The organism is Pseudomonas knackmussii B13 (genome assembly GCF_000689415.1).
Taxonomy (GTDB): domain Bacteria; phylum Pseudomonadota; class Gammaproteobacteria; order Pseudomonadales; family Pseudomonadaceae; genus Pseudomonas; species Pseudomonas knackmussii.
In genome coordinates this window covers 5,238,239-5,261,096 of record NZ_HG322950.1, presented here as the reverse complement: position 1 = coordinate 5,261,096, position 22,858 = coordinate 5,238,239, and the positions used below count along the sequence as shown (strand labels likewise).

Genomic DNA, 22,858 nt, shown 5'->3' with positions numbered 1-22,858 from the left:
CGCTACTACTTTTGTCGGGAGCCGGCGGCTGGCCTTGTTGTCGTGCCGGTGGCTGGGTAGGCTGCCGGCCTGCGTATTCACGGGCGGCGAGTGACGTCGGCCGAAGAGGTGGAAGATGAGTTTCAACCAGGTGCGGCAGCGCCGCTTGTCGGACGACATCGTCGAGCGGCTGGAGTCGATGATCCTCGAGGGCACCCTCAAGGCGGGCGAGCGCCTGCCCGCGGAGCGCGTGCTGGCCGAGCAGTTCGGCGTATCGCGGCCGTCACTGCGCGAGGCGATCCAGAAACTGGTGGCCAAGGGGCTTCTAGTTAGTCGACAGGGCGGTGGCAACTACGTCGCCCAGGCCCTGGGCTCGACCTTCAGCGATCCGTTGCTGCATCTGCTGGAAGCGAACCCCGAAGCGCAGCGCGACCTGCTCGAATTCCGCCATACCCTGGAAGGCTCCTGCGCCTACTACGCCGCGATGCGTGCCACCGAAGTGGACCAGCAGCGCCTGACCACTGCCTTCGAGCGGCTACAGAGCTGCTATCAGGAGAGCGACAAGGTCAGCAGTGAAGAGGGGGCGGCCGACGCCAGCTTCCACCTGGCAATCGCCGAGGCGAGCCACAACGCGGTGCTGCTGCACACGATTCGCGGCCTGTTCGACCTGCTCAAACGCAACGTGGTGATCAACATCGGCGGCATGTATGCGCAGCGCACGGAAACCCGCGAGCAACTGATGCGCCAGCACCGCGAGCTTTACGACGCGATCATGCAGGGGCGTGCGGAGGAGGCGCGGGAGATTTCCCATCGGCACATTTCCTATGTGCAGGAAGTGCTCGATGAAGCGCAGGACGAAGCGCGGCGGCTGCAAAGGGCGCAGCGCAGGCTGGGTGTCTGAGGCGGAAGCTGTAGGAGCGAGCTTGCTCGCGAACGGCCCCGCTTCGGAGCCTGTTCGCGAGTAAGAAAGGCAGGACCTTAGTCGCCCTTGCCGTGGCGCATGGCGCGCTGGATCTCGCGATCGGAGTCGCGCACCTTCTCGGTGTCGCGCTTGTCGTACTCCTTCTTGCCCTTGGCCAGTGCGATCTCGCACTTGATCAGGTGCTTCTTCCAGTAGATCGACAGGGCGACGCAGGCATAGCCTTTCTGCTGCACGGCACCGAACAGCTTGCCCAGCTCGCGCTTGTGCAGCAGCAGCTTGCGCGTGCGCACGGGGTCGGCGATCACATGGGTGCTGGCGGCGGTCAGCGGCGTGATGTGGCTGCCCAGCAGCCAGGCTTCGCCGTCCTTGAGCAGGACGTAGCTGTCCACCAGCTGGGCCTTGCCTGCGCGCAGGCTCTTGACCTCCCAGCCGGACAGGGCGATGCCCGCTTCGAAGCGTTGCTCGATGAAGTAGTCGTGCAGAGCCTTCTTGTTCTGCGCGATGGTCCCCGCGGGGTGTTTCTTCTGTTTAGCCATAGGCCGCGCATTATAGGGAGTCGTCGGCCGCGCCGCTATCGGCGTCGTGGATTTCGCCGCGGCGCGGGATGCGCGCTTGAGGGGGCGTGGCTAATCTCGGAGAATGCGCGCTGTTTTTTTTGCCGATGGAAGCCGCGTCGCCCGGCGTTCGCGGGCTTCCCTTCATTGAATGAGCGAGAACCTTATGAGCACGCATATCCAGCGTTCGGCCCTCCTGCCATTTCCCGCGCGGGCGCTGTACGACCTGGTGAACGATGTGGCGCGCTACCCGGAGTTCCTGCCCTGGTGTTCCGCGAGCACCGTGCTCGAGGTGAGCGAGACGGCCATGCGCGCCGAGCTTTGCGTCGCCAAGGGCAGCCTGTCGCAGCGCTTCACCACCCGTAACGCGCTGGTCCCCGGCGAGAGCATAGAGATGAAGCTGGAAGAGGGTCCGTTCAGTGAGCTGCACGGTGTCTGGACCTTCAAGGCGCTGGGCGACAAGGCCTGCAAGATCAGTCTCGAGCTGACGTTCGATTACGCCGGCGCGCTGGTGAAGGCCACCCTCGGTCCGCTGTTCACCCAGGCCGCCAACACCATGGTCGATGCCTTCTGCCAGCGCGCCAAGCAGCTGTATGGCTGAAATCCGCAGCATCGCCATCGAAGTGGTCTGTGCGCTGCCAGAGCGGCAGCGCCTGCTACGTCTGAGCGTGCCCTATGGCACGAAGATGCGCGAAGCGGTGGAGCTGTCGGGCATCGCTGCACACTTTCCCGAGCTGGACCTGCGGCAGAGTCCGCTGGGTATCTTCGGCAAGGCTGTGGCCAATCCCGAGGAGCGCGTATTGGAAGAGGGGGAGCGGGTGGAGGTATACCGGCCGCTGATCGCTGATCCCAAGGAAGTGCGCAAGCAGCGCGCGGCGCGGGCCCGCGCTAGCAAGTCCTGAGTTTTGCGCAGGCATGAAAAAGCCCGGCATTGGCCGGGCTTTTTCGTCGCAGGCGAATTACTGCGGATTCTTGTCCAGCGGCTGCGGCGTCGGTACGGCGACCGGTTTGGCCTCGTCGACTTCGCGTTGCAGTTGCTCTTCCACGGAGCCGGGCTTGGCCGGTTCTTCCTTGGGCTGCTCGGGTTTCTGCTGCGTCGGTTGCTGCGGAGTGCCGGGAGCCGCTTCCTTGCCGAGGATTGCCTCGTCGCGGCTGACGCCCGGGCGGAAATCGCCGTTCAGGCCGATCAACTGGTCGTTGTCGTTGAACATCAGGCTGACACGCTCCTGGCTGCGTTGACCACCGCCGGGCTGCAGGCTGTACAGGTAGTCCCAGCGGTTGGCATGGAAGGTGTCGACAATCAGCGGATTGCCCATGATAAACCGCACTTGGCGCCGGGTCATTCCGGGCTTCAACTGGTCTATCATGTCCTGAGTCACGACGTTGCCCTGCTGGATGTCGATCTTGTAGACCCCTGGGAACGAACAGCCGGCGAGTGCGGCAAGTCCCATCGCGAATGCGAGACTGGTCAGCGTGAGCTTGGCTTTTTGCATCGGGGGGTGACTTCCACTATCTTGGCTGGGCAACGAAACCCCGATCATACCTGCATTGAAGGATGCTGCGAAGCATTCCGCGCCGAGAAAGCAAACATGGTTGAAAACAACGAACTGCGCAAAGCCGGACTGAAAGTCACGCTGCCGCGCGTCAAGATCCTGCAGATGCTCGATTCCGCCGAGCAGCGCCACATGAGCGCCGAGGATGTCTACAAGGCGTTGATGGAGGCGGGTGAGGACGTCGGCCTGGCGACCGTGTACCGCGTGCTGACCCAGTTCGAGGCCGCGGGCCTGGTGGTTCGCCACAACTTCGACGGCGGCCACGCAGTGTTCGAGCTGGCCGACAGCGGCCACCACGACCACATGGTCTGCGTCGATACCGGCGAGGTGATCGAGTTCATGGACGCCGAAATCGAGAAGCGTCAGCGCGAGATCGTCAAGGAGCGCGGCTTCGAGCTGGTGGACCACAATCTGGTCCTGTACATCCGCAAGAAGAAATAAGCCGCGTTTGATGCGTGAAACGGCGACCCAAGGGTCGCCGTTTTCGTTTGTGCGTCGAGTGAATGATGGCGGGGCGTTTAGCCTTGCAGCGCCCGATCGACCATCTTGCGAGCGTGCGCCAGCGACTCCTTGGTGAGGTCGACACCGCCGAGCATTCGGGCGATTTCTTCGATGCGTTCGGCCTTCTTCAAGTTGGCAACCGCGGTGCGGGTTTCGCTGCTGCTGCGATCCTTGTGCACGAACAAATGCTGATGACCCTGGGCGGCGACCTGCGGTAGGTGGGTGACGGTCAGTACCTGGCCGCGCTCGCCCAGGCGACGCAGAAGCTGGCCAACGACTTCCGCAGTCGGCCCGCCAATCCCGACGTCGACTTCGTCGAACACAAGCGTGGGGATGCGCGAGGTCTGCGCGGTGATGACCTGGATCGCCAAGCTGATGCGCGACAGCTCGCCTCCGGAAGCGACCTTGGCGATGCCCTTGAGCGGCTGCCCGGGGTTGGCGCTGACCAGGAATTCCAGTTGCTCCAGCCCGTTGGCCTGGGGTTCGGCATGGGGAGCTTCGCTCAGTTCGATGGCAAAGCGGCCGCCGGGCATGCCGAGGCGCTGCATTTCCGTCTCTACTGCCGTGGCCAGTTGCGGTGCGGCCTGGCGGCGCAGGGCGCCGAGTTCGGCGGCCTTCTCCTGATAGTGGCGTTCGTAGGCGGCCAGCTCCTCGCCCAGGCGCTCCACGGCTTCGTCGTCGGCGTTGAGCGCTTCCAGTTCGTCAAGCAGGCGCTGCTGCAGGTCGAGCAGTTCGCTGGGCTGCACGCGGTGCTTGCGTGCCAGCCCGTAAATGCTGTCCATCCGTTCTTCGAGTTGCTGCAGACGATTGGGGTCGGCATCGAAGTTATCGACGAAGCGGTTCAGCTCGCCGACCGCTTCCTCGACCTGGATCTGTGCGCTGGACAGCAGGTTGACGGCTTCGGCCAGCGCCTGCGGCTGGCTCTGGAAGGCGGTCAGCCGGTGGAGGCTCGCGGGCAGGACCGAAAGCACGTTTCCGGCATCGCTTTCGCTGCACATGTCCACGACTTGGCGGCAGGCGCCAAGAAGCGCGCCGGCATTGCTCAGGGTCTTGTGTTCGGCCTCCAGCGACTCCAGTTCGTTCTCGCTCAGGGCCAGGTTTTCCAGTTCGTCGAGCTGGTAGCTGAGCAACTGGTGGCGGGCGCGCTGCTCATCGCCGCTGCGCGACAGGCGGTCGAGTTCCTGGCGTGTCTGCTTCCAGCGCTGCGCGGCCAGTTGTACCTGGCGCGCCAGGTCCTGGCTGCCGGCGTACTCGTCGAGCAGACGGCGATGGGTGTCGGCCTTGAGCAGCGACTGGTGTTCGTGCTGGCTGTGGATATCGATGAGCAGCTCGCCCAGTGCCTTGAGGTCGCCTAGCGGGCAGGGACTGCCGTTTATATAGCCGCGAGAACGGCCTTCCGCGGTGATGACCCGGCGCAGGATGCATGGGCCGTCCTGCTCCAGGTCGCGCTCGGCGAGCCAGTCGCGGGCCTCGGCTATGGCGCTGACGTCGAAGCTGGCGAGGATGTCCGCCTTGTCCGCACCAGGGCGCACCACGCCGCTGTCGGCGCGGTCGCCAAGGGCCAGGCCGAGGGCGTCGAGCATGATCGACTTGCCCGCACCGGTCTCGCCGGTGATCACGCTCATGCCGGCGGCGAGCTCGAGATCGAGGTGTTCGACGATGGCGTAGTTGTGTACGGACAGGTGAACCAGCATGGGAATGGCTCCGTGGAGTGTTCTGGATATTTATACAGTATTTTCGCTGACTGGCAATTATCCGTCCGACCCTTGAAGCGGCAGATTTGGCCCCCATATAGCCGGCAGAGCCGCGAACCCGTCGGTTCGCTTTGTTTTCTAAGGCTTATTTCTTTTGGTAGGAGAGTGGCATGTCTGACGAACAACAGACCCAGGATTCGCGCATGAACGAGCAGCCGGAACAGGGTGCCGGCGAAGACCTGAACGTCCGCGTGCAGAACCTGGAAGAGCAGCTGGCCGCGGCCAAGGACCAGAGCCTGCGTGCGGTTGCCGAATTGCAGAACGTCCGCCGGCGTGCCGAGCAGGACGTGGAGAAAGCGCACAAGTTCGCCCTGGAGAAGTTCTCCGGCGACCTGCTGCCGGTGGTCGACACCCTGGAGCGCGCGCTGGAAATGTCGAACCCGGACGACGAGGCGATCAAGCCGATGCGCGAAGGCATCGAGCTGACCCTCAAGATGTTCCACGACACCCTCAAGCGCTACAACCTGGAGCCGGTCGACCCGCACGGCGAGCCGTTCAACCCCGAGCACCATCAGGCCATGGCGATGCAGGAAAGCGCGCACATGGAGCCGGGTAGCGTGGTCAAGGTGTTCCAGAAGGGCTACCTGCTGCACGGCCGCCTGCTGCGTCCGGCGATGGTCGTGGTCAGCAAGGCACCCGAACAGACTCCGCCTTCGATCGACGAGAAGGCTTGAAATCCACCACCCGGTCCCCATCTGGGTATTCAACCGAGCAATAGGCCCGCAGCGGGGCCCGCACGGAATCTAATTTCTGGAGAGTGAAATATGGGCAAAATCATTGGTATCGACCTGGGGACCACCAACTCCTGTGTGTCCATCCTGGAGAACGGTAACGTCAAGGTCATCGAGAACGCCGAAGGCGCTCGTACCACCCCGTCGATCATCGGCTACGCCAACGACGGCGAAATCCTGGTAGGTCAGCCGGCCAAGCGCCAGGCTGTGACCAACCCGAAGAACACCCTGTACGCGGTGAAGCGTCTGATCGGCCGTCGCTTCGAAGAAGAAGTCGTGCAGAAAGACATCAAGATGGTGCCGTACAACATCGTCAAGGCTGACAACGGCGACGCCTGGGTCGAAGCCAAGGGCCAGAAGATGGCTCCGCCGCAGGTTTCGGCTGAAGTCCTGAAGAAGATGAAGAAGACCGCCGAGGATTACCTGGGCGAGCCGGTCACCGAAGCGGTCATCACCGTTCCGGCCTACTTCAACGACAGCCAGCGTCAAGCCACCAAGGACGCCGGCCGCATCGCCGGTCTGGACGTCAAGCGCATCATCAACGAGCCGACCGCGGCTGCGCTGGCCTACGGCCTGGACAAGGCCAAGGGCGACCACACCATCATCGTCTACGACCTGGGTGGCGGTACCTTCGACGTATCGGTGATCGAGATCGCTGAAGTCGACGGTGAGCACCAGTTCGAAGTGCTGGCCACCAACGGTGACACCTTCCTCGGTGGTGAAGACTTCGACCTGCGCCTGATCGACTACCTCGTCGACGAGTTCAAGAAAGAAACCGGCATGGACCTGAAGGGCGACCCGCTGGCCATGCAGCGCCTGAAAGAAGCTGCCGAGAAAGCCAAGATCGAGCTGTCCTCGACCCAGCAGACCGACGTCAACCTGCCGTACATCACCGCTGACGCCAGCGGCCCGAAACACCTGAACGTGAAGGTGTCCCGCGCCAAGCTGGAATCGCTGGTGGAAGACCTGGTCGCCCGTACCGTCGAGCCGTGCCGCGTCGCGCTGAAAGATGCTGGCCTGGACGTATCGAAGATCGACGAAGTGATCCTGGTCGGCGGCCAGACCCGTATGCCGCTGGTGCAGAAGACCGTTGCCGAGTTCTTCGGTAAAGAAGCGCGCAAGGACGTCAACCCGGACGAAGCTGTGGCCATGGGTGCTGCCATCCAGGGCGCCGTGCTGGCTGGCGACGTCAAGGACGTGCTGCTGCTCGACGTCACCCCGCTGACCCTGGGTATCGAAACCCTGGGTGGCGTGATGACCGCGCTGATCGACAAGAACACCACCATCCCGACCAAGAAGTCGCAGGTGTTCTCCACTGCCGACGACAACCAGGGCGCCGTGACCATCCACGTGCTGCAGGGCGAGCGTAAGCAGGCTGGCCAGAACAAGTCGCTCGGCAAGTTCGACCTGGCCGACATTCCGCCGGCTCCGCGCGGTGTGCCGCAGATCGAAGTGACCTTCGACATCGACGCCAACGGCATCCTGCACGTGAGCGCGAAGGACAAGGCCACCGGCAAGCAGCAGTCCATCGTGATCAAGGCTTCCTCCGGTCTGTCCGAGGACGAGATCCAGCAGATGGTTCGCGACGCCGAGGCCAACGCCGAGGAAGACCGCAAGTTCGAAGAACTGGCCGCTGCCCGCAACCAGGGTGATGCGCTGGTCCACGCGACTCGCAAGATGGTCACCGAGGCTGGTGACAAGGCCACCGCTGACGAGAAGGCTGCCATCGAGAAAGCTCTCGGCGAGCTGGAAGTTGCCGTGAAAGGCGACGACAAGGCCGAGATCGAGGCGAAGATGAACGCGCTGTCCCAGGCGTCCACTCCGCTGGCTCAGAAGATGTACGCCGAGCAACCGCAGCCTGGTGCTGCCGCTCAAGGCGATGGCGCTGACGACAAGGCTGGCGACGATGTCGTCGACGCCGAGTTCGAAGAGGTCAAGGAGAACAAGTAAGCCGCGTGCTTGCTTCCGCTCCGGCGCACCGACCCCCGACCAGCGTGTCGGTGCGCATGAACCGTCGCGCGGGGGCTTGCTCCCGCGTCGGCGTGTCTGGGGGAGAGGTTTTGAAGGTGCAAAGAATTTATGGCCAAACGTGATTTTTACGAGGTACTGGGTGTCGAGCGTGGCGCCAGCGAAGCGGACCTGAAGAAGGCCTATCGCCGGCTGGCCATGAAGCACCACCCGGACCGCAATCCCGGCGACAAGGAAGCCGAGGATAAATTCAAGGAGGCCAACGAGGCGTACGAGATCCTGTCTGACGCCAGCAAGCGTGCAGCCTACGATCAGTACGGTCACGCCGGTGTCGACCCGCAGATGGGTGGTGGCGCTGGAGCCGGCTTCGGCGGCGCGAGCTTCTCGGACATCTTCGGCGACGTCTTCAGCGATTTCTTCGGTGGCGGCGGCGGTGGTCGTGGCGGTCGCGGCGGCCCGCAGCGCGGCGCCGATCTGCGCTACACGCTGGACCTGGATCTTGAAGATGCCGTGCGCGGCACCACCGTGACCATCCGCGTGCCGACCCTGGTTGGTTGCAAGACTTGCAGCGGCAGCGGCGCCAAGCCCGGCACCTCGCCGGTCACCTGCACCACCTGCGGCGGCATCGGCCAGGTGCGCATGCAGCAGGGCTTCTTCTCGGTGCAGCAGACCTGCCCGCGTTGCCATGGCAACGGCAAGATGATCAGCGATCCATGCGGCACCTGCCACGGCCAGGGGCGAGTGGAAGAGCAGAAGACCCTGTCGGTCAAGGTGCCGGCGGGTGTCGATACCGGCGACCGTATTCGTCTGTCCGGCGAAGGCGAGGCCGGTGCCCATGGTGGCCCCGCGGGCGATCTCTACGTGGTGGTGAACGTGCGCGAGCACGACATCTTCCAGCGCGATGGCAAGCATCTGTACTGCGAAGTGCCGATCAGCTTCGCCGACGCAGCCCTGGGTGGTGAGCTGGAAGTGCCGACCCTGGATGGTCGCGTGAAGCTGAAGATCCCCGAGGGTACTCAGACCGGCAAGCTGTTCCGTCTGCGCGGCAAGGGCGTGGCCCCGGTGCGCGGCGGCGGTGCCGGCGACCTGATGTGCAGGGTGGTGGTGGAAACGCCGGTCAACCTGGACAAGCGCCAGCGCGAACTGCTCGAAGAGTTCCGCGGCAGCCTGCAGGGCGACACTTCCCACTCGCCCCGTGCCAGTGGCTGGTTCGAAGGCATGAAGCGCTTCTTCGACGACCTATGACTTGAAGCTGCAGGTTGCAGGCGGCGGCCCTCGAGACGGGCGCCGCTTGCAGCTTGGGGCTTGCAGCTTGGAGCTGACTAAATGCGACGTATAGCTGTAATGGGCGCCGCTGGGCGCATGGGCAAGATCCTTATCGAGGCGGTGCAGCAGACCAATGGTGGCGCCGGCCTGACCGCCGCCATCGATCGTCCGGACAGCACGCTGGTCGGTGCCGATGCTGGAGAGCTGGCAGGTCTGGGGCGCATCGGCGTGCCGCTGTCGGGCGACCTGCTCAAGGTGGCTGACGAGTTCGATGTGCTGATCGATTTCACCCACCCGACCGTCACCCTGAAGAACCTGGAAATCTGCCGCAAGGCGGGCAAGGCCATGGTCATCGGCACCACCGGTTTCTCTGCTGAGGAGAAGGTGCTGATCGCCGAGGCGGCCAAGGAGATCCCGATTGTCTTCGCCGCCAACTACAGCGTTGGCGTGAACCTCTGCCTTAAGCTGCTGGACACTGCTGCTCGTGTGCTGGGTGATGATGTCGACATCGAGATCCTCGAGGCGCACCACCGCCACAAGGTCGATGCGCCGTCCGGTACTGCGCTGCGCATGGGCGAAGTCGTTGCCAATGCGTTGGGGCGTGATCTGGAGAAGGTTGCCGTCTACGGCCGTGAAGGCCAGACCGGTGCTCGTGCTCGTGAAACCATTGGCTTCGCCACTGTGCGCGCGGGCGATGTGGTCGGTGATCACACTGTGCTGTTCGCCGCCGATGGCGAGCGCGTGGAAATCACGCACAAGGCTTCGAGCCGCATGACCTTCGCTCGTGGTGCGGTGCGTGCCGCGCTCTGGCTGGACGGGCAGGGCAGTGGTCTTTACGACATGCAGGATGTGCTCGGCTTGCGTTGAGTTGGTCAGGCGGTAGCGCCGTATGTCGTGCTTTGGGTGGACCTGGATGTCGCTTTTCTGTAAACTACAGATTTAGTGTGTCCACTAAAAGCAGCGCAGCATGAACCATAAAAAAGCGGGATGACCTCTTCTGACGTCATCCCGCTTTTTTACAATCTGCGCACGCCCAGCCAGGCTTGATTTACGGGAGGTCTTCTTGACTAAGCCAGCCATACTTGCACTTGCCGACGGCAGCATTTTTCGCGGTGAAGCCATCGGTGCCGACGGTCATACCGTTGGTGAGGTGGTGTTCAACACTGCCATGACCGGCTACCAGGAAATCCTTACCGATCCTTCCTATGCCCAACAGATCGTCACCCTGACCTACCCGCACATCGGCAACACCGGGACCACCCCGGAAGACGCCGAGTCGAACAAGGTCTGGGCCGCCGGCCTGATCATCCGCGACCTGCCGCTGCTGGCCAGCAGCTGGCGCGACAAGCAGTCGCTGCCGGATTACCTGAAAGAAAACGGCACCGTCGCCATCGCCGGTATCGACACCCGCCGCCTGACTCGCATCCTGCGCGAGAAGGGTTCGCAGAACGGCTGCATCCTCGCCGGCGACGACGCCACCGAAGAGAAAGCCCTCGAGCTGGCCCGCTCCTTCCCGGGCCTGAAAGGCATGGACCTGGCCAAGGTCGTTTCCTCCACCGAGCGCTACGAATGGCGCTCCAGCGTGTGGAACCTGGAAACCGACAGCCACCCGGAAATCGCCGCTGCCGAGCTGCCGTACCACGTGGTTGCCTACGACTTCGGCGTCAAGCTGAACATCCTGCGCATGCTGGTTGCTCGTGGCTGCCGCCTGACCGTCGTTCCGGCCCAGACCCCGGCCAGCGAAGTCCTGGCGCTGAACCCGGACGGTATCTTCCTCTCCAACGGCCCTGGTGACCCCGAGCCTTGCGACTACGCCATCCAGGCGATCCGCGAGTTCCTCGATACCGACATCCCGGTCTTCGGCATCTGTCTCGGTCACCAGCTGCTGGCCCTGGCCTCCGGCGCCAAGACCGTGAAGATGGGCCACGGCCACCACGGTGCGAACCACCCGGTGCAGGACCTCGACAGCGGCGTGGTGATGATCACCAGCCAGAACCATGGCTTCGCCGTGGACGAGTCGACCCTGCCGGCCAACCTGCGCGCCACCCACAAGTCGCTGTTCGATGGCACCCTGCAGGGCATCGAGCGCACTGACAAGGTGGCCTTCAGCTTCCAGGGTCACCCGGAAGCCAGCCCTGGCCCGCACGACGTCGCTCCGCTGTTCGACCGCTTCATCGCGGCGATGGCCGAGCGCCGCTGAAGGCCGCGAAGAGGTAAACGAAGATGATGCCGACCCTGGGGATCACCGACCTCTGGACCTACGTCCTGGGTACGTTGTTCATCGTCCTGCTGCCGGGCCCGAACTCGCTGTTCGTGCTCGCCACCGCCGCCCAGCGCGGCGTTGGCGCCGGCTACCGGGCGGCGAGCGCGGTGTTCCTCGGTGACGCCGTGCTCATGGCGCTGTCGGCGTTGGGTATCGCCTCACTGCTCAAGGCCGAGCCGGTGCTGTTCCTCGGGCTGAAGTACGTAGGCGCGGCCTACCTGTTCTACCTCGGTATCGGCATGCTCCGGGGTGGTTTGCAGAAGCTGCGCCAGCCGGTCGAGCAGGCCGCTGCGCCGGTGAAGCAGGTCGACGTCAACCAGCCGTTCCGCAAGGCGCTGCTGCTGAGCCTGTCCAACCCGAAGGCGATCCTCTTCTTCGTTTCCTTCTTCATCCAGTTCGTCGACCCCGGATACGCCTATCCCGGAGTGTCGTTCCTGGTCCTGGGCACGATCCTCGAGATCATCAGCGCCCTGTACCTGAGTTTCCTGATTTTCTCCGGTGTGCGTCTGGCGGCATGGTTCCGTCGGCGGCAACGGTTGGCTGCCGGCGCCTCTAGTGGCGTCGGCGCCCTGTTCGTCGGCTTTGGCGTGAAGCTGGCCAGCGCAACCCTTTCCTGAATATTGCAACGAGAGTCCCATGCCCAAGCGTACAGACATCAAGAGCATCCTGATCCTCGGCGCCGGCCCGATCGTCATCGGCCAGGCCTGCGAGTTCGACTACTCCGGCGCACAGGCCTGCAAGGCCCTGAAGGAAGAAGGCTTCCGCGTCATCCTGGTGAACTCCAACCCGGCCACCATCATGACCGACCCGGCCATGGCCGACGCCACCTACATCGAGCCGATCAAGTGGCAGACCGTCGCCAAGATCATCGAGAAAGAGCGTCCTGACGCGCTGCTGCCGACCATGGGTGGCCAGACCGCGCTGAACTGCGCCCTCGACCTCGAGCGCCACGGCGTGCTGGAGAAATTCGGCGTGGAAATGATCGGCGCCAACGCCGATACCATCGACAAGGCCGAAGACCGTTCGCGCTTCGACAAGGCCATGAAGTCCATCGGCCTGGCCTGCCCGCGCTCGGGCATCGCCCACACCATGGAAGAAGCCTACGGCGTACTGGATCAGGTCGGCTTCCCCTGCATCATCCGTCCGTCCTTCACCATGGGCGGCACCGGTGGCGGCATCGCCTACAACCGCGAGGAGTTCGAAGAGATCTGCGCCCGCGGCCTGGACCTGTCGCCGACCAACGAACTGCTGATCGACGAATCGCTGATCGGCTGGAAGGAATACGAGATGGAGGTTGTCCGCGACAAGAAGGACAACTGCATCATTGTCTGCTCCATCGAGAACTTCGATCCGATGGGCGTGCACACCGGTGACTCCATCACCGTTGCGCCGGCACAGACCCTGACCGACAAGGAATACCAGATCATGCGCAACGCCTCCCTGGCGGTGCTGCGTGAGATCGGCGTGGAAACCGGCGGTTCCAACGTGCAGTTCGGCATCTGCCCGAACACTGGCCGTATGGTCGTGATCGAGATGAACCCGCGCGTGTCCCGCTCCTCGGCCCTGGCCTCCAAGGCCACCGGCTTCCCGATCGCCAAGATCGCCGCCAAGCTGGCTGTCGGCTACACCCTCGACGAGCTGCAGAACGACATCACCGGCGGCCGCACCCCGGCGTCCTTCGAGCCGGCTATCGACTACGTCGTCACCAAGGTGCCGCGCTTCGCCTTCGAGAAATTCCCGAAAGCCGACGCCCGCCTGACCACCCAGATGAAATCCGTGGGCGAAGTCATGGCCATCGGCCGTACCTTCCAGGAGTCGGTGCAGAAAGCCCTGCGCGGCCTGGAAGTGGGCGTCGCCGGCTTCGACCCGAAACTCGACCTGACCGACCCGGAAGCCGAAGGCATCCTCAAGCGCGAGCTGACCGTGCCGGGCGCCGAGCGTATCTGGTACGTGGCTGACGCTTTCCGCGCCGGCAAGTCCATCGAGGAAGTCTTCAACCTGACCAAGATCGACGAGTGGTTCCTGGTGCAGATCGAAGACCTCATCAAGGACGAAGAGAAGGTCAAGACCCTCGGCCTGTCCGGCATCGATGCCGACCTGATGCGCAAGCTCAAGCGCAAGGGCTTCTCCGACTCGCGCCTGGCCAAGCTCCTCGGCGTCACCGAGAAGAACCTGCGTGCCCACCGCCACAAGCTGAAAGTGCTGCCGGTGTACAAGCGCGTGGATACCTGCGCCGCCGAATTCGCCACCGACACCGCTTACATGTACTCGACCTACGAGGAAGAGTGCGAAGCCAATCCGTCCGGCCGCGACAAGATCATGATCCTGGGCGGCGGTCCGAACCGTATCGGCCAGGGCATCGAGTTCGACTACTGCTGCGTCCACGCTGCGCTGGCGATGCGCGAAGACGGCTACGAGACCATCATGGTCAACTGCAACCCGGAAACCGTCTCCACCGACTACGACACTTCCGACCGCCTGTACTTCGAGCCGGTGACCCTGGAAGACGTGCTGGAGATCGTCCGTGTCGAGCAGCCCAAGGGCGTCATCGTGCAGTACGGCGGCCAGACTCCGCTGAAACTCTGCCGTGCCCTGGAAGAAGCTGGCGTGCCGATCATCGGCACCAGCCCGGACGCCATTGACCGCGCCGAAGACCGCGAGCGCTTCCAGCAGATGGTCCAGCGCCTGAATCTGCGTCAGCCGGCCAACGCCACCGCGCGCAGCGAAGAAGAGGCCCTGGCCCTGTCGAAGAACATCGGCTACCCGATGGTCGTGCGCCCGTCCTACGTACTGGGCGGCCGCGCGATGGAAATCGTCTACCAGGAAGAAGAGCTCAAGCGCTACATGCGCGAGGCTGTGAAGGTCTCCAACGACAGCCCGGTGCTGCTCGACCGCTTCCTGAACTGCGCCATCGAAGTCGACATCGACGCCGTCTGTGACGGCGACACCGTGGTGATCGGTGCGATCATGCAGCACATCGAACAGGCCGGCGTGCACTCCGGTGACTCCGCCTGCTCGCTGCCGCCGTACTCGCTGCCGAAGCACATCCAGGACGAGATCCGCGAGCAGGTCAAGAAGATGGCCCTGGAGCTGGGCGTCGTAGGCCTGATGAACGTGCAGATGGCCGTTCAGGGCGAAGACATCTACGTCATCGAAGTGAACCCGCGCGCCTCGCGTACCGTGCCGTTCGTTTCCAAGTGCATCGGCGAATCCCTGGCCAAGGTCGCGGCCCGCGTGATGGCCGGCAAGACCCTGGCCGAAGTCGGCTTCACCGAAGAAGTGATCCCGCCGTTCTACAGCGTCAAGGAAGCGGTGTTCCCGTTCGCCAAGTTCCCGGGCGTCGACCCGATCCTCGGCCCGGAAATGAAGTCCACCGGTGAAGTCATGGGTGTCGGCGACAGCTTCGGCGAAGCCTTCGCCAAGGCCCAGCTGGGTGCCAGCGAAATCCTGCCGAACGCCGGCTGCGCCTTCATCAGCGTCCGCGAAGACGACAAGCCGCAAGCCGTGCAGGTCGCCCGCGACCTGATCGCCCTGGGCTTCGAAGTGGTCGCCACCGCCGGTACCGCCAAGGTTATCGAGGCCGCCGGTCTGCCGGTTCGCCGCGTGAACAAGGTGACCGAAGGTCGTCCTCACGTAGTCGACATGATCAAGAATGACGAAGTCACCCTGATCATCAACACCACCGAGGGTCGCCAGTCGATCGCCGACTCCTACTCCATCCGTCGTAACGCCCTGCAGCACAAGATCTACTGCACCACCACCATCGCGGCTGGTCAGGCGATCTGCGAAGCGCTCAAGTTCGGTCCCGAGAAGACCGTACGCCGCCTGCAGGATCTGCATGCAGGAATCAACGCATGAGCAAGTTCCCCATGACCGTCCAGGGCGCTCGCGCCCTGGAAGATGAACTGAAGTATCTGAAGACCGTTCTGCGCCCGCAGATCACCCAGGCCATCGCCGAAGCGCGTGAGCTGGGCGACCTCAAGGAGAACGCCGAGTACCATGCCGCGCGCGAGCAGCAGGGCATGTCCGAGGCACGTATCCGCGATATCGAGGCCAAGCTGTCCAACGCACAGATCATCGACGTCACTACCATCCCGCACACCGGCAAGGTGATCTTCGGTACCACCGTGGATATCGCCAATGTCGAAACTGACGAGACCGTGACCTACCAGATCGTTGGCGACGACGAGGCCGACATCAAGGCCAGCAAGATCTCGGTCAACTCGCCGATCGCCCGCGCGCTTATCGGCAAGACCGAAGGGGATGCCGTGCTGGTGCGCACCCCGGGTGGCGATGTCGAGTACGAGATCGTTGAAGTCCGTCACGCCTGATCCGCGTCCCTACAAAGCTGCAGCAGCCAGCTGGCTACTGGCCCAGACATTCTGGGTCGGCGGTCTCTGGCTACTGCGCTTTGTGGTTTTGCCTGCGCTGGAGAAGGTCGGCCTGGCACCGCTGCTCGTGCAGTCAGTCGCCGACGCCCTCACTCCATTGCTGGTCGGATTCGCCGGTTTCTGCGCTTTGCTGCAGGTCGTGCTGCTAGTAGCTGCGCACGGCTTCGCCAGCCTCTGGCGCGAAATGCGAGGGCAGTTGCTGCTGACGGTTTTGGTGATGGTGGTCAGCTACCTGGTGGTCGATCGCATCGCGCCGGATGCCCAGCGTTGGCTGCTGTTCAACTACCTGGTGCTGGCTCTGTGCGGCGTGCTGCTGGTGCTGCAGCCGGTACCTGGGCGAGATGCCGTGCGCTAAGCGCAGGCAGGCTGGAATCTCCGGGCGCCGTGGCGCCCGGCCCGATCCCGAGTCTTACAGGCCGCTGAAGCGGCTGATGTTCGACAGATTGCGGTTCGGCTTGGAGTTGCGGCGATAGACCAGTGCCATCTTGCCGATGACCTGGACCAGCTCGCAGCTGCCGTTCTGGCACAGTTCATCGATCAGCGCGCGGCGATCGTCGCGCTCTGTGATGCGGAACTGTACCTTGATCAGTTCGTGATCATTGAGCGCACGCTCGAGCTCGGCCATCACGCCTTCGGTAAGACCGTTTTCGGCTACGGTCAATACAGGCTTCAGATGGTGGCCGATAGATTTGAACTGTTTCTTCTGCTCCTGAGTGAGCGCCATAATCAGACCCCTGGGAAAAAAGGCGGATATCTTACCCGAATTCACATTTATCCGGGTGCCGCTCAGACGAGGTAATACGTGGCCCGTTCCAAGACTAGCCATCGCTGGCTAAAAGAACATTTCGACGATCCTTACGTGAAGATGGCGCAACGCGACGGCTACCGCTCGCGCGCCAGCTACAAGCTGCTGGAAATCCAGGAGAAGGATCGCATCCTGCGCCCGGGAATGACCGTGGTCGACCTCGGCGCGGCGCCAGGCGGCTGGTCGCAGGTCACCAGTCGGGTCATCGGCGACAAGGGCATCCTGATCGCTTCCGATATCCTGCCGATGGACAGCATTCCGGACGTCACCTTCATCCAGGGCGACTTCACCGAAGACGAGGTCTTCGCCCAGTTGCTCGAGGCCATCGGAGAAAATCCGGTAGACCTTGTGATTTCCGATATGGCCCCCAATATGAGTGGGCTGCCCGCTGTGGACATGCCCCGTGCGATGTTCCTCTGCGAGCTGGCACTGGACCTCTGCACCCGGGTGTTGCGCCCGGGCGGCGATTTTCTGATCAAGATATTCCAGGGTGAAGGGTTCGACACTTACCTGAAGATGGTTCGCGAGAATTTCGAGAAGGTACAGATGCGCAAGCCCCTGTCCTCCCGCGACCGCTCCCGTGAGCAATATCTGCTCGCACGCGGATTCCGCGGAGCCTAGACTGCGACGAATGGGCTTCCAGCCTGTCCAGTGTGCGTAAGTAAGGCTTGTGTCGGCTCGAGCCGGGGTTCATAAAGGGTTACAGACGCCTTCCGCCTGGGCGGGAGTTGTGTAGTAAGTTGGCCGGAAGGAGTCCGGCCGTCGTGCGAAGCGGTTTCCAGGGCGGAGCCGGCTTCAGAGGGTAGTCAATTGAACGACATGGCAAAGAACCTGATCCTGTGGTTGATCATCGCGGCGGTCCTCGTCACCGTGATGAACAACTTCTCCAGTCCGAACGAGCCGCAAACGCTCAACTATTCGGATTTCATCCAGCAGGTGAAGGAAGGCAAGGTCGAGCGGGTTACCGTCGACGGTTACGTCATCACTGGCAAGCGCCAGGATGGGGACACCTTCAAGACCATTCGTCCGGCGATCCAGGACAATGGCCTGATCGGCGATCTGGTCAACAACAACGTGGTCATCGAAGGCAAGCAGCCGGAGCAGCAGAGCATCTGGACTCAGTTGCTGGTCGCCAGCTTCCCGATCCTCGTGATCATCGCCGTGTTCATGTTCTTCATGCGCCAGATGCAGGGCGGCGGCGGCGGCCGTGGTGGCCCGATGAGCTTCGGCAAGAGCAAGGCACGCCTGCTTTCCGAAGATCAGGTGAAGACCACCTTCGCTGACGTCGCCGGTTGCGACGAGGCAAAGGAAGAGGTCAGCGAGCTGGTCGAATTCCTCCGCGATCCGGGCAAGTTCCAGCGCCTCGGTGGCCGCATTCCGCGCGGCGTGCTGATGGTCGGCCCGCCCGGTACCGGTAAGACCCTGCTGGCCAAGGCGATCGCTGGCGAGGCGAAAGTCCCGTTCTTCACCATCTCCGGCTCCGACTTCGTCGAAATGTTCGTCGGCGTGGGTGCGTCCCGTGTTCGCGACATGTTCGACCAAGCCAAGAAACACGCGCCGTGCATCATCTTCATCGACGAGATCGACGCCGTTGGTCGCCATCGTGGCGCCGGCCTGGGCGGTGGTCACGACGAGCGTGAGCAGACCCTCAACCAGTTGCTGGTCGAGATGGATGGCTTCGAGATGAACGACGGCATCATCGTGATCGCCGCGACCAACCGCCCGGACGTCCTCGACCCGGCGCTGCTGCGCCCGGGCCGCTTCGACCGCCAGGTAGTGGTTGGCCTGCCGGACATTCGTGGCCGCGAGCAGATTCTCAAGGTGCACATGCGCAAGGTTCCGCTGGGCGATCATGTCGACGCAGCCGTGATCGCGCGCGGTACTCCGGGCTTCTCCGGTGCCGATCTGGCCAACCTGGTCAACGAGGCCTCGTTGTTCGCCGCCCGCGCCAACAAGCGCATCGTCGACATGCGTGAATTCGAGCTGGCCAAGGACAAGATCATGATGGGTGCCGAGCGCAAGACCATGGTCATGTCCGAGAAAGAAAAGCGGAATACCGCTTACCACGAGGCCGGTCACGCTATCGTCGGCCGCCTCGTGCCCGAGCACGACCCGGTCTACAAAGTTTCCATCATCCCGCGCGGTCGCGCGCTGGGCGTGACGATGTTCCTCCCCGAGGAAGATCGCTACAGCCTCTCCAAACGCGCCCTGGAAAGCCAGATATGCTCGCTGTTCGGCGGCCGTATCGCCGAGGAGATGACGCTCGGTTTCGAAGGTGTTACCACTGGCGCTTCCAATGACATCATGCGTGCCACCCAGCTCTCGCGGAACATGGTTACCAAGTGGGGCCTCTCCGAGAAGCTCGGTCCGTTGATGTACGCGGAAGAAGAGGGCGAGGTGTTCCTGGGGCGCAGTGCCGGTTCCCAGCACTCCAATGTTTCCGGTGAGACCGCCAAGCTGATCGACCAGGAAGTCCGTCGCATCATCGACGACTGCTACGGCACCGCCAAGCGTCTGCTGGACGAGAATCGCGACAAGCTCGACATGATGGCCGATGCGTTGATGAAGTACGAAACCATCGACTCGGACCAGATCGACGACATCATGGCTGGACGGGAACCGCGCGAGCCTCGTGATTGGCAGGGTGGTTCTGGCTCCACTGGGTCGACCACTACCAGTCGCGACGATGCTGGTCGCAAGGAAAAGCCCATCGGCGGTCCTGCTGGCGGAACACTGAGAACGATTGATGAGCTCCAAGCTGTACCCAACCCGGTTGCCTTGCGGCAACCGGGTTCTTGATTTAACGCGCCCCCATGTCATGGGAATCCTCAACGTCACGCCGGACTCGTTTTCCGATGGTGGTCGTTTCAATCAGCTGGACCGAGCGCTGCAGCGCGCAGCAGAGATGGTCGAGGCTGGTGCGACCCTTATCGATGTTGGCGGAGAGTCGACTCGCCCGGGCGCGCGCCTGGTCACTCCGACAGAAGAGCTGGAGCGCGTAGCGCCAGTCGTCGAGGCTATCGCTCGCGAATTGGATGTGGTGATTTCCGTCGATACATCGACGCCCGCGGTGATGCGCGAGTCCGGTCGCCTGGGGGCTGGTCTGATCAACGACGTTCGTTCCCTTCAGCGCGATGGTGCCGTCGATGCGGCTGCGGATACCGGAATGGCGATCTGTCTCATGCACATGCGCGGCGAGCCGAGCAACATGCAGAACGATCCGCGCTATCCGGACATCCTCGCCGAGGTGCGGGATTTCCTTGTGGAGCGCATGGCTGTGTGCGAAGCGGCTGGCATTCCCCGTGAGCGCATCGTGCTCGATCCTGGTTTCGGATTTGCCAAGACGCAGGCGCATAACCTTGTGCTGTTCCAGCGTATGGAGCGCCTGCTGGAACTGGGCTGCCCGCTGCTGGTCGGAGTGTCGCGCAAGAGCATGATCGGTCGTGCGCTCGGTCGCGAGGTCGGTGATCGTCTCTATGGCAGCCTTGCCCTTGCTGCTCTGGCGGTTAGCAAGGGGGCGCGCATTATTCGAGTACATGACGTCGCCGAGACGGTCGATGTGGTCCGCATGATCGATGCGGTCGAACAAGCTAAGGAAGAAGGTCTGACGCTATGAGCAGGAAATACTTCGGTACCGATGGCATTCGTGGCCGCGTCGGCACGCCACCGATTACGCCGGACTTCGTGCTCAAGTTGGGTTGGGCTGTGGGTATGGCCTTCCGGCAGCAGGGCAAGTGTCGTGTGCTGGTGGGCAAGGACACGCGAATTTCCGGGTACATGTTCGAATCAGCGCTGGAAGCCGGTCTATCCGCAGCTGGCGCTGATGTGATGCTGCTGGGGCCAATGCCGACCCCGGGCATCGCCTATCTGACTCGCACGTTCCACGCCGAAGCGGGGATCGTCATCAGTGCCTCGCACAACCCGCACGACGACAACGGGATCAAGTTCTTCTCCGGTCAGGGCACCAAGCTGCCCGATGAAGTCGAGATGGTCATCGAACAACTGCTCGACACGCCCATGACGGTGGTCGAGTCAGCGCGTCTGGGCAAGGTCTCGCGCATCAACGATGCGGCTGGCCGCTACATCGAGTTCTGCAAGAGCAGCGTGCCGAGCAGTACCGATTTCTCTGGGCTCAAGCTAGTAATCGATTGCGCCCATGGTGCGACCTACAAGGTGGCGCCTAGTGTGTTCCGCGAGCTGGGTGCACAGGTTTCCGTACATGGCGTTCAGCCCAACGGCCTGAACATCAATGAGAATTGCGGCTCCACGCATATCGCCCCGCTTCAGGCCGCGGTTATCGCCGAGCAGGCGGACATGGGCATCGCCTTTGATGGCGATGGCGATCGCGTGCTTATGGTCGACCATACAGGCGCGGTGGTGGATGGTGACGAGATTCTCTTCCTGATCGCTCGTGACATGCAGGAGCGCGGCCGCCTGGATGGTGGCGTCGTCGGGACGCTCATGAGCAACCTCGGCCTGGAGCTGGCTCTGAAAGATCTGCAGATTCCATTCACTCGTGCCAAGGTCGGCGACCGCTATGTCATGGCTGAATTGATGGCGCGCAACTGGCACCTGGGCGGTGAAAACTCAGGCCATGTCGTTTGTGGTCAGCACACCACCACTGGCGATGCGATCATCGCTGCGCTGCAGGTTCTGATGGCACTCAAGGCGCGCGGCCAGACGCTTGCCGAGGCGCGCCAAGGCATTCGGATGTTCCCGCAGGTGCTGATCAACGTCCGCTTCCAGCGTCGCGATGTCGACCCGATCGAGCATCCTGCGGTCAAGGAGGCGTGCGAACGCGTGACCGAAAGCATGGCGGGCCGTGGCCGAGTGCTTCTGCGCAAATCCGGTACCGAGCCGCTGGTGCGGGTGATGGTCGAAGGCGACGAAGAAGCTCGCGTACGTGCTTACGCCGAGCAGCTGGCGAAAGTCGTTACAGAGGTATGTGCTTGATTTCGCTTGTCAGTTCGATTTTTGTCGATTAACATCTGCGCCCACTTTGCTCAGCGAGGTACAGCATGCGTCGACCCTTAGTGGCCGGGAACTGGAAAATGCACGGTACCCGCACCAGTGTTGCGGAGCTGATCAAAGGCTTGCGACAACTGGCTCTGCCTACAGGTGTCGACGTGGCGGTTCTGCCGCCCTGTCTGTACATCAATCAGGTGATTCAAGGCCTGGACGGCAAAGCCTTGGCTGTGGGTGCGCAGAATTGCGCAGTCGAGCCGATGCAGGGCGCCCTGACGGGCGAGATTGCTGCAAGTCAACTGAGCGATGCCGGTTGCACGCTGGTTCTGGTTGGGCACTCTGAGCGCCGCCAGATTCTGGGTGAAAGCGACGGTGTCATCAGTCGTAAGTTTGCCGCAGCGCAGTCCTGCGGTTTGGTTCCGGTGTTGTGCGTGGGGGAGACCCGCGAGCAGCGCGAAGCTGGAAAGACCCTGGAAGTCGTCGGGCGTCAGCTGGGGACCGTGATAGAAGATTTGGGTGTCGGGGCTTTCTCCCGCGCCGTTGTGGCTTACGAGCCAGTGTGGGCAATCGGGACGGGCCTGACCGCCTCTCCTGAGCAGGCTCAAGAAGTACATGCGGCCATCCGCGCGCAATTGGCGGCAGAAAATGCCGAAGTCGCCCGCGGTGTTCGCCTGCTGTATGGCGGTAGCGTCAAGGCGGCGAATGCGGTCGAACTGTTCGGCATGCCGGACATCGATGGGGGGCTGATTGGTGGTGCCTCCCTCAATGCGGATGAGTTTGGTGCGATTTGTCGCGCCGCAGGAAACTGACAGATGCTGGAAACAGTTGTAATCGTGATTCACCTGCTGATGGCGCTGGGTCTGGTTGTACTGGTCCTGCTGCAGCATGGTAAGGGCGCGGATGCTGGTGCCTCGTTTGGTTCGGGCGCTTCGGGTACCGTTTTCGGTAGCCAAGGCTCTGCTACGTTCCTGAGTCGTTTTACTGGTGTGCTCGCTGCAATTTTTTTCATTACTAGCTTGGGTTTAGCGTATTTCGCTAAAGAAAAAGCTGATATGCTACGTCACGTTGGTCTTCCTGATCCGGCAGTGATGGAGCAGAAGCAGGAGAAGGTTCCGGCGGCATCCGATGTGCCGGCAACCCAGGGGCAGCAACAGGCTCCGGCAGCTGGCAACTCTGACGTTCCGGCGGCTCCTGAGAAGAAGTAAG

22 protein-coding genes and 1 pseudogene are annotated in these 22,858 nt (G+C 62.8%); 19 read left to right on the top strand and 4 right to left on the bottom strand.

What is annotated here, in order from left to right; genetic code table 11:
• The first annotated feature begins 115 nt into the window (after positions 1-115).
• Entirely contained in the window at positions 116-880 is a 765-nt protein-coding gene (locus PKB_RS24595; RefSeq protein WP_043255358.1) for an FCD domain-containing protein, read from the top strand.
• A 77-nt stretch (positions 881-957) separates the two neighbouring features.
• Here the strand turns inward: PKB_RS24595 and smpB are convergent, their stop codons facing one another.
• Entirely contained in the window at positions 958-1,437 is a 480-nt protein-coding gene (gene smpB / locus PKB_RS24590) for an SsrA-binding protein SmpB (protein ID WP_043255356.1), read from the bottom strand.
• Between the two features lie 184 nt (positions 1,438-1,621).
• Here smpB and PKB_RS24585 point away from each other — a divergent pair, with 184 nt between their 5' ends.
• A complete protein-coding gene (locus tag PKB_RS24585; protein ID WP_043255353.1) occupies positions 1,622-2,056 on the top strand; it encodes a type II toxin-antitoxin system RatA family toxin in 435 nt (144 codons plus the stop codon).
• Position 2,057: 1 nt separating this feature from the next.
• Positions 2,058-2,357, top strand: coding sequence for an RnfH family protein (locus tag PKB_RS24580; protein ID WP_408004249.1), 300 nt, complete (start codon positions 2,058-2,060; stop codon positions 2,355-2,357).
• 57 nt (positions 2,358-2,414) lie between these two features.
• Here the strand turns inward: PKB_RS24580 and PKB_RS24575 are convergent, their stop codons facing one another.
• Positions 2,415-2,948: an outer membrane protein assembly factor BamE gene (locus PKB_RS24575; protein ID WP_043255349.1), complete on the bottom strand. Its 534-nt coding sequence runs from the start codon at positions 2,946-2,948 to the stop codon at positions 2,415-2,417.
• Positions 2,949-3,044: 96 nt separating this feature from the next.
• Between PKB_RS24575 and fur the strand changes: the two genes are divergently transcribed.
• Positions 3,045-3,449, top strand: coding sequence for a ferric iron uptake transcriptional regulator (gene fur / locus PKB_RS24570; protein WP_043255346.1), 405 nt, complete (start codon positions 3,045-3,047; stop codon positions 3,447-3,449).
• A gap of 77 nt (positions 3,450-3,526) precedes the next feature.
• Here the strand turns inward: fur and recN are convergent, their stop codons facing one another.
• Positions 3,527-5,203: a DNA repair protein RecN gene (gene recN, locus PKB_RS24565; protein WP_043255343.1), complete on the bottom strand. Its 1,677-nt coding sequence runs from the start codon at positions 5,201-5,203 to the stop codon at positions 3,527-3,529.
• 170 nt (positions 5,204-5,373) lie between these two features.
• On the opposite strand from recN, the gene grpE reads away from it, so the two are divergent.
• The 9 genes from grpE (at position 5,374) to PKB_RS24520 (ending at position 16,237) form a co-directional block, all read left to right on the top strand.
• Positions 5,374-5,937: a nucleotide exchange factor GrpE gene (grpE, locus tag PKB_RS24560; RefSeq protein ID WP_043255340.1), complete on the top strand. Its 564-nt coding sequence runs from the start codon at positions 5,374-5,376 to the stop codon at positions 5,935-5,937.
• A 90-nt stretch (positions 5,938-6,027) separates the two neighbouring features.
• Positions 6,028-7,944 (top strand): molecular chaperone DnaK, encoded by a 1,917-nt coding sequence (gene dnaK / locus PKB_RS24555; RefSeq protein ID WP_043255338.1) that lies wholly within the window; start codon positions 6,028-6,030, stop codon positions 7,942-7,944.
• 129 nt (positions 7,945-8,073) lie between these two features.
• Positions 8,074-9,207 (top strand): molecular chaperone DnaJ, encoded by a 1,134-nt coding sequence (gene dnaJ / locus PKB_RS24550; protein WP_043255335.1) that lies wholly within the window; start codon positions 8,074-8,076, stop codon positions 9,205-9,207.
• 81 nt (positions 9,208-9,288) lie between these two features.
• Positions 9,289-10,095 carry a 4-hydroxy-tetrahydrodipicolinate reductase gene (gene dapB, locus PKB_RS24545; protein WP_043255333.1) on the top strand — a complete coding sequence of 269 codons (807 nt, stop codon included), beginning with the start codon at positions 9,289-9,291 and terminating at the stop codon, positions 10,093-10,095.
• Between the two features lie 196 nt (positions 10,096-10,291).
• Positions 10,292-11,428: a glutamine-hydrolyzing carbamoyl-phosphate synthase small subunit gene (gene carA / locus PKB_RS24540; RefSeq protein ID WP_043255332.1), complete on the top strand. Its 1,137-nt coding sequence runs from the start codon at positions 10,292-10,294 to the stop codon at positions 11,426-11,428.
• 26 nt (positions 11,429-11,454) lie between these two features.
• The gene (gene leuE, locus PKB_RS24535) at positions 11,455-12,108 is read left to right on the top strand and encodes a leucine efflux protein LeuE (RefSeq protein ID WP_156958151.1); all 654 of its coding nucleotides are present in this window, start codon (positions 11,455-11,457) and stop codon (positions 12,106-12,108) included.
• Positions 12,109-12,127: 19 nt separating this feature from the next.
• The gene (carB, locus tag PKB_RS24530; RefSeq protein WP_043255327.1) at positions 12,128-15,349 is read left to right on the top strand and encodes a carbamoyl-phosphate synthase large subunit; all 3,222 of its coding nucleotides are present in this window, start codon (positions 12,128-12,130) and stop codon (positions 15,347-15,349) included.
• Complete coding sequence (gene greA / locus PKB_RS24525; protein ID WP_043255325.1) at positions 15,346-15,822, top strand: transcription elongation factor GreA; 477 nt, start codon at positions 15,346-15,348, stop codon at positions 15,820-15,822. The genes carB and greA overlap by 4 nt, the downstream gene beginning before the upstream one ends.
• Positions 15,785-16,237, top strand: a complete 453-nt coding sequence (locus PKB_RS24520; RefSeq protein WP_052355372.1) for a hypothetical protein — start codon at positions 15,785-15,787, stop codon at positions 16,235-16,237. The genes greA and PKB_RS24520 overlap by 38 nt, the downstream gene beginning before the upstream one ends.
• Before the next feature lie 54 nt (positions 16,238-16,291).
• Here PKB_RS24520 and yhbY read toward each other — a convergent pair whose 3' ends face one another.
• Positions 16,292-16,606, bottom strand: a complete 315-nt coding sequence (gene yhbY, locus PKB_RS24515) for a ribosome assembly RNA-binding protein YhbY (RefSeq protein ID WP_043255322.1) — start codon at positions 16,604-16,606, stop codon at positions 16,292-16,294.
• A gap of 78 nt (positions 16,607-16,684) precedes the next feature.
• On the opposite strand from yhbY, the gene rlmE reads away from it, so the two are divergent.
• From rlmE to secG, 6 genes and pseudogenes are all read left to right on the top strand, one after another.
• Positions 16,685-17,308 (top strand): 23S rRNA (uridine(2552)-2'-O)-methyltransferase RlmE, encoded by a 624-nt coding sequence (gene rlmE / locus PKB_RS24510; protein WP_043255320.1) that lies wholly within the window; start codon positions 16,685-16,687, stop codon positions 17,306-17,308.
• 198 nt (positions 17,309-17,506) lie between these two features.
• A pseudogene (gene ftsH, locus PKB_RS24505) lies at positions 17,507-19,414 on the top strand (ATP-dependent zinc metalloprotease FtsH); the annotation flags it as partial.
• A gap of 19 nt (positions 19,415-19,433) precedes the next feature.
• Complete coding sequence (gene folP / locus PKB_RS24500; RefSeq protein WP_043255318.1) at positions 19,434-20,303, top strand: dihydropteroate synthase; 870 nt, start codon at positions 19,434-19,436, stop codon at positions 20,301-20,303.
• On the top strand, positions 20,300-21,640 hold the full coding sequence (gene glmM / locus PKB_RS24495) for a phosphoglucosamine mutase (protein ID WP_043255316.1): 1,341 nt from the start codon (positions 20,300-20,302) through the stop codon (positions 21,638-21,640). The genes folP and glmM overlap by 4 nt, the downstream gene beginning before the upstream one ends.
• A 65-nt stretch (positions 21,641-21,705) precedes the next feature.
• Complete coding sequence (tpiA, locus tag PKB_RS24490; RefSeq protein ID WP_043255313.1) at positions 21,706-22,461, top strand: triose-phosphate isomerase; 756 nt, start codon at positions 21,706-21,708, stop codon at positions 22,459-22,461.
• Positions 22,462-22,464: 3 nt separating this feature from the next.
• The gene (secG, locus tag PKB_RS24485) at positions 22,465-22,857 is read left to right on the top strand and encodes a preprotein translocase subunit SecG (RefSeq protein WP_043255311.1); all 393 of its coding nucleotides are present in this window, start codon (positions 22,465-22,467) and stop codon (positions 22,855-22,857) included.
• Position 22,858 lies beyond the last annotated feature (1 nt).